General features: G+C 42.1%; 5 protein-coding genes. All 5 read right to left on the minus strand.

The window, feature by feature from the left end; all coding sequences use genetic code 11:
• Nucleotides 1-140 precede the first annotated feature (140 nt).
• The 5 genes from DWW10_RS23560 to DWW10_RS23580 are packed head-to-tail and all read right to left on the minus strand — an operon-like array spanning nt 141 to nt 6,697.
• Entirely contained in the window at nt 141-1,427 is a 1,287-nt protein-coding gene (locus DWW10_RS23560; RefSeq protein ID WP_022393646.1) for an ABC transporter permease, read from the minus strand.
• A 6-nt stretch (nt 1,428-1,433) separates the two neighbouring features.
• Entirely contained in the window at nt 1,434-2,723 is a 1,290-nt protein-coding gene (locus DWW10_RS23565) for an ABC transporter permease (protein ID WP_022393647.1), read from the minus strand.
• A 54-nt stretch (nt 2,724-2,777) separates the two neighbouring features.
• Nucleotides 2,778-4,073: an ABC transporter permease gene (locus DWW10_RS23570; RefSeq protein ID WP_022393648.1), complete on the minus strand. Its 1,296-nt coding sequence runs from the start codon at nt 4,071-4,073 to the stop codon at nt 2,778-2,780.
• A gap of 5 nt (nt 4,074-4,078) precedes the next feature.
• The gene (locus DWW10_RS23575) at nt 4,079-5,398 is read right to left on the minus strand and encodes an ABC transporter permease (RefSeq protein ID WP_022393649.1); all 1,320 of its coding nucleotides are present in this window, start codon (nt 5,396-5,398) and stop codon (nt 4,079-4,081) included.
• A gap of 51 nt (nt 5,399-5,449) precedes the next feature.
• Nucleotides 5,450-6,697: an efflux RND transporter periplasmic adaptor subunit gene (locus tag DWW10_RS23580; RefSeq protein WP_022393650.1), complete on the minus strand. Its 1,248-nt coding sequence runs from the start codon at nt 6,695-6,697 to the stop codon at nt 5,450-5,452.
• Nucleotides 6,698-7,166 lie beyond the last annotated feature (469 nt).

Below are 7,166 nucleotides of genomic sequence, written 5' to 3' on the forward strand. Positions count from 1 at the left end.
TCTCAATTTATATATTCTTCACAGCTTTCAGTCAAATGGTATGCCAAAGCAAAGATATGCTCATTATCAATCATTTACATTCCCAAACAGGTGTCCGAAAATGAACACTCTGTCCGTTTTTAACTGTCCGCATCATTATTTTACTCATCTCTTAAAGCTTCAGCCGGCAATATCTTTGCCGTCCGGGTAACAGGCGCATACGTACCCAGCAATGCAATAACGAGCAATACAATATACGCAAGTACACTGACTATCAGAAAATGCGTTAATGGCTGGTTTTGCCAATAAACAGGATTACCATTCTCGGATGGATTGGCAAAACCGGATACATAGATACGATGCATAGTCAAAGGCAAAGAAACTACAAATGCTATGGTTACCAATAGCCATGCCTCCATCAGAAACTGATTGCAGATAACCTTCTTGGTAGCTCCCATACTTCGCATTAATCCGATATCTTGCCTCCGTGCATTACAGCGTATCCAGAATGTGCCTACCATACCGAGGAACACACAGAGTAAAGCAAATCCCGCCAATGAATATTGCAGGCGTAAAGTATTCGTCACCCCACTCTCATTTTCATATTTACGGCGGATATCGGCAAAACGCCCCAATTTGGTAAAATAGAAATTGCCTACATTCAACTGAGGAACCACTTCTGCCTTGAAGCGTTTTTCAAAAGTTGAGACGTCTACATTGGGTTTCAATTTGAAAGTCAACATATACACCCACTGAATCCAACTATGGTTCTCTACTTTACCATTCACCTGTACCAATAGATTACCCGGTTGTTCATTAATCCGGTGTTTATAATCTTGCAATACTCCCATGACCTCATGGAAAGTGCTGTCATTATACCTCACCCTTTTACCTACCGCATCTGTGGTACCAAAAAGTTCTTCTGCCATACGTTCTGTAATAAACACCCCTTCACGGGCGGCACAATCTTCGGGTAAAGACATTATCTGCCCGCTCTTGGCATCCTTCATACCATACGTACGGAATACATCGCCTCCCTCCGTCTGTACGAACTGGTAATATTGCGAATGTACCTTCAATGTATCATTGAAATATTCTCCGCCATTCCAAGAAGAGCTGTTTGGGAAACTGGCAACATTCACCAAGGCAAAACTTTCCACTTCCGGACAGTTCTTCACCAGGCGGGTAATACGATACAGATTCTCCTGTTTTATTGCAGTGCTATCCTGGGTTTTGTCATACTTACCATGCAATTCATCATAGTATTCCATATAAAGGGCATACGCCCGTTCCTCATTATAACCGGGATCAATGGCAAGATTGGATGTCAATACATAAATGGGATCGATTACTGTCCAGAGAAAAAAGCTCACGATCACCAGTTCCACAAATATCCAACCATTCTGCCGGCGCTGATTCCATAATTGGTGTCTTATTATCTTCATCATAGCATCTTAACGTTTAGAGTTCAACGACTGAATAATGTTTCGGCGCAATGCCCATATTGCAGGAATAAGTGCAGATATAAGGTTCAGTAGCACGCAAAGTCCGAATGATGCACAGAATACCGTCGGATTAAAAAGCATCTCGAATGAGAGGAAAGGAGTTTTTTCCACATCTGTATAACTGTCAAAGAGAGTAAGTATCCAGTCACTTGCCGTCAGCACAATCAGATAAGAAATCAGTAATCCCAGTAACCCACCAATGCAGGTTAGCAAGAGATTTTCCCATAAGACCTGTCCTATAAGCCTCCTATTAGTAGCACCATAAGTTTTGCGTACTCCCAACTCAGAAAGGCGTTCGTCCATACGTGAAGACATCATGCCACTCAGATTCATCGCAGGAATGAAAAGCAAAGCAAGCAGCATATAAAGATACATTCTCAACTCAGATGCCAAATCAGGAGCTGCGCACGAGTTGAACCGGAATGTACTGGCCCAATAATCATCGGGCTGCCCCATTAAATCATTCATATACTTATCGGAGGCAAGATTTAATTTTCTGAAAACTTCACGTACTTCTTCCTTTAAGGCTTCTTTATCCTCAGTATCAGGAGCAGTCATATATATACCAACATTACCTACCAATTTTCCGGTAGCATCCGAAGTAACCCAGGAATTAAGTGTTATCGGTAACCACATATCCCCCACAGAAGAAGGTGTAGCGGCAGAAACATCTTCCACCACTCCGCAAACCCGATATTCCTGTGCATCCATATTAAAGCGTCTTCCCACTACATCATCTGTAGCAAACAGTTTCCTCGCCACGCTCACCGGAAGAACCACTTCCCTGCGTTTCGCATCGATATCCGCTTGCGTGAAAGGTTTTCCATGCAGAAATCGAAAAGTGAAAACCTTCCAGAAGCCGGCATCCGTATAAAGTGGGGTTACGCTAATCGGTTCATTATTATCTGGAACCTCTACGTAATTTTCACGATAGTTACTTGCAGTTGCACCAATGGTTTCCAGATGTGGCAAATCTTGCAACATCTTCACTACATCATAACTAACAGCAGAGCAGTTCCAACTCTTATTATTATCTTTAGGATAAGACTTCATTTTTGTCACAGTCAGCATCCGGTTGCGGTTATATTCAGGATATATGGGTGCAAACTTCACGTAAAAGATAATGAACAATGTCATGACAAGGGCTATTGAAAGTCCTGTACCCACCACGTAGATTCCGGTAAAGAGCCGATGCTGCTTTATCATGGTCCACGCTTGTTTAAGATAAAGTTTAATCATAGTATCATCGTTTTTAATGATTATCACATAAGAGAATGCAGGTAATCATACTATTTATTCATCGCGTAATGCTTCTGTTGGCGGAATACGGCTTATCCTCCGTGCCGGAATATAAATACCTACCACTACTACTACCAACATAATAAAGAATACAATAAATGATACAACCAGGAAATGCTGTGTAAAATCCGTCACCCAATACTCCTCAGTACTCGCCCGCCAATTTTCTCCATTTGCCAATCCTTCTTTCAAAGCATATTGCAGGTATAGCAGACACCCGGCAAGCACAGCCACAAAAGTCAGGACAGCCCCTTCTCCCATCAACATACGCAGAATGTATCCCGGCGTACCACCAAAGGAACGCATCACTCCAACCTCTTCGCGGCGCGTACGAGTTTGTAACCAGAAGGTACCAATAACCCCCAAGCATAAGTTTATCAAGAAGAATGCCGCCATTGCCAGATTACGACGATATATGAATGTAGCGCCATCCGCTTCAGCTTCAACTATCAAATCTTCGTATGAAAGAACACTGCGTGCAAAAAGATTACCTCCCCGTAGTTCTTTCACCATCCACGGCTTGAAATCATGCAGAAAACGCTCCATACTGACGCCCTCCTTTATCCGAAGCAGTATCCGGGCATTATCGTCAATATCTTCCATATCAATGGATATCATGGGACAAAATTGTAGGGAAACAGGACGCCATTCACTGTATGCTCTAAAAGTTCCCACTACACCAATAATAGATACATAAGTCGTATCAGTACCGCGCCTAGACCAGCAACGCCTGCCACTTACATCCTTTGTCTTGAAAAAATGCTCGGCCGTATTCTCTGTAAACACAATGTCATTCTTCGTATAATTGTATTCGGATAACTGTTCCGGTGTCATGCCTATACCTGGGCGAAAGCCGTAAGTCTCGAAAAACTGTGTATGAGGCAAAAAGTACATGGACATAATAGATATTTCAACAGAATCACCTTCAACACCAAGCTGAGTATTACTATTGCCCCTCGAATTAGGATAGCAAAAACCAATCACAGGTGTAGCTGATTCCACTTCAGGATAGTTTCTGACAAGATTCACCAAATTGAAATAAGTATTCATTATTACGGTAGAATCTTCCGCCTCTTCATTATAGCCCGGAGCTTGCGGTTGCAACTTACTCAGAGAAATCAGACAAAGCCGATCTGCATCATACCCTAAAGGAATACTACGGTCATGAGTCACCACGATAACAGGGTCAAGAATAATCCAGGTAACGATACTTACTAAAATCAACTCCGCCAGCAACCAACCGTTGCGACGCCGACGTGCCCAAAGATTCTTAAATATTAGTTTCAGCATAGTCTTTATCTTTTCTCGTTCAATGAATATATGATTGGCTTTCTCAACGAACTCCAAGCAGGTATCAGAGCTGACAATAAATTCAGTATAACACACAATAGTAATGCAGCAGCAAACACCGTCGGAGCAAATAACATTTCTCCGGAAACTCGAACATCCACCCCTTCCGGCACAGAGTCAGGCCAACGGTCAAATACAGTAAACACCCATTCACGACAGACGTAAAGCGCCAGCCACGCCAGTAATAGTCCAAGTATGCCCCCCAATAACGTCAATAAGAGATTCTCCCACATCACTTGTGAAAGCAACTTATTCCGTCCGGCTCCAAATGATTTCCGCACTCCCATCTCCGACAACCGATTTTCCATACGGCTTGCTATCATGCCACTCAGATTAAGAGCAGGCACCAGCAATAAGATAAGGAGTATTAATAGAAAATAACGTACAGTAGCCCATACATCCAACTCTTCGGCTGCATAGGACTGAAAAACACTAAGCGTGTGAGAAATAGGCTGTTGCCAAAAGTTCACCGTCCAATCATTGGGATGCATCAGGTTCTCTTTACGAACAATCTCCTGAATATCATTCCACAATGCTTCTGCCTGTTCACTATCTTTTACTAAAAAAGTAACATTGAAAGCCCCCAAATAATCAATACCATATTGTGGTTTACGATAGTCTGGCGATACACTATAGGGGACATAAACCTGTGCATAAGATTTAGGTGTCAGATAACTGCCGCTACGCACTACACCACAAACACGATAACTAACATAATTCATGGTAAACGAACGCCCTGTCACATTCTCGACCGTACCGAATAAACGACGTGCCAGATCCTCTGTAATGACTGCCGTATGAATACCACTTTCAAGGTCAGATTCCGTAAAAGCCTGCCCCTCCAGAAAATAGAAAGAATAAATACGAAAGAAGTTAGGATCGGTTTGCTTCAATCCTACCCGAAAGTCTCCACTAAGATCGGCAGGCTGAATATAACTATTCTCAGTCATATCATTCAAAAGAGCGGCAGACACCGCAACAGCATTCTTTTGCGGATAAAACCAGTCTTGCAATGCTTTATAGGATACAGCCCACTGATAACTATTCTTATGACCTTCTTCACCCGTCTGAAAACGTGCACTCGTAAGGTAAAGTGTATTAGCACGATTCACTTCCGGATAAACGGGGGCAAGTTTAACATAATAAACCACAGCCATGATCATAGTCATAGCAATAGCTAATCCCGTTCCTAAAATATAGAGGCTACTGAAAAGCGGATTTTGCTTCAGTAAAGCCCAGGCTTGTTTCAGATATAAGGTTATCATCTCATACAGATTTAGTGGATATTATCAGAACTCGTCACTCGTAGCTTGCAGCTAATTCAGTTTCAACTTATTCTTATTTTTATAGTTGCTCATATCGCTCACTACTACCTGGTCGCCCGGTTGTAAGCCACTGGCTACTTCTACAAACTCAAAGTTACTGTCGCCCAACTGCACCTTACGTTTCACAATCTCTTTATCAGAGTTACGAACGAAAAGTTCATACTCGCCACGTCCCACATAATAAGAAGCATTGGCAATGCGCATCACATCTTCTTTCACTGCATTCATCACATAGACATCCGTTTTCAAGCCCGAACGTAAACGACGGTTATTATCTTCATTCAACTGTACCGTAAAAGAGATCACTCCATTTTTCGACAACGGTGTCACACTGCTGACCGTACCTTCCAGTTTCTCACTGCCTATCTTTACAATCGCTTTACCTCCTGCAGCTACACGGTCACCGTATGTATCTGCTATTTCACCTTCTACTTTAAAGTGACTGAGGTCGGAAATCACCGCAATCTGGCTACCTTGAGAAACCTGCGCACCAATCTGATTATTTATATAAGTAAGAATAGCTTTACGCGGTGAGCGAATCTGTGCATCATCCAGCGTACGTTTCATCTCAGCAAGTCCCTTACGGAATATACTGAAATCCAATTCCTGAACTTTATATTCGGCAGCAAGCACTTCCTTTTCATTATCATACTGCTGCTTCAGCTGCTCATATTCCAACTGCGCCACATTATAACTGAGTTCCGCCTGACGTACTTTATCCGTAGTTCCCGACCCCAAGCTATCGAGGTACTGCTCATTACGCAATTCCACTTTTTTACGGTTCAGCTGCATGGCCGAAACCTTAATCTTCATTGCCAAATCATTCAGTTTGGTCTGATTGTTCACCTGGAGCTGGTTCAACTTGTAACTGCGCATCTGTTCTTCGTCCAGCAGTTTCTTGTAGTCTGTCTCTACACTCTGCAAGTCAAGTTTCAGAATCGGTGTACCAACATCTACACTATCTCCACCTTTCTTATATATCTCTACAATACGGGTATTGATAGGTGAATTGATAATTTCCTCAAAAGCCGGTACCACTTTTCCCGATGCACTAACACTGACTTCAATCGTACCCTTATCTACTGTAGAAAACACCAAATCTTTCGTTTTCACTCCCGTACGCATAAATGAGATGAGTACGCTGATAACGATTATACTTGCCACGCCGATGCCGCCGTAACGGATAATTTTCTTATTGCGTTCTTTATTACGCACTTCTTTCGGAATTTCTCTGTCCATGTTGAATATTGAGTTATTTATTATTTTATCAGTTTCAGCCTGCTCCACTTTTAAAAATGAACAGGTATTTTATTCACATTATTTATATATACTAAATGCGTGCCAAAAATGTAAGTAACTGATAACAAGGTAAAAGAGAAAAATGAAAGGTGTCCGATATCGAACACCCTGTACATTTTCGGATAGGTATATAATACTTTAAAAGGTGCAGCAGTCAATTCATTACAGACAGGAGGTTGTTTGCTTTAGCCCGGCTTGTTTTATAGTTCAGCAGTAAGTCTTATTGAGTGTTGACCTTGGTTAACAGGCCTGTCAACCAAGACTAATAGATCCATCAACCAAGGTTGATAAGCCTATTGACCAAGGTCAACACCTGATTGTTCCTAAGGTTGAGTAGGATTCTCATTAGGTCTGAACAAAACAATGACTATGCCTGTAAACGGTTTACACTCTCTAATAATCTCTTCCT

Origin of the sequence: Bacteroides intestinalis (assembly GCF_003464595.1) — a bacterium.
Lineage (GTDB): Bacteria > Bacteroidota > Bacteroidia > Bacteroidales > Bacteroidaceae > Bacteroides > Bacteroides intestinalis_A.

What these genes read in the sequence shown, in the direction of transcription:
- DWW10_RS23575 (WP_022393649.1), bottom strand. Translation starts at nt 5,398, where the DNA reads ATGATAACCTTATATCTGAAACAAGCCTGGGCTTTACTGAAGCAAAAT.
- DWW10_RS23560 (WP_022393646.1), bottom strand. Translation starts at nt 1,427, where the DNA reads ATGATGAAGATAATAAGACACCAATTATGGAATCAGCGCCGGCAGAAT.
- DWW10_RS23580 (WP_022393650.1), bottom strand. Translation starts at nt 6,697, where the DNA reads ATGGACAGAGAAATTCCGAAAGAAGTGCGTAATAAAGAACGCAATAAG.
- DWW10_RS23565 (WP_022393647.1), bottom strand. Translation starts at nt 2,723, where the DNA reads ATGATTAAACTTTATCTTAAACAAGCGTGGACCATGATAAAGCAGCAT.
- DWW10_RS23570 (WP_022393648.1), bottom strand. Translation starts at nt 4,073, where the DNA reads ATGCTGAAACTAATATTTAAGAATCTTTGGGCACGTCGGCGTCGCAAC.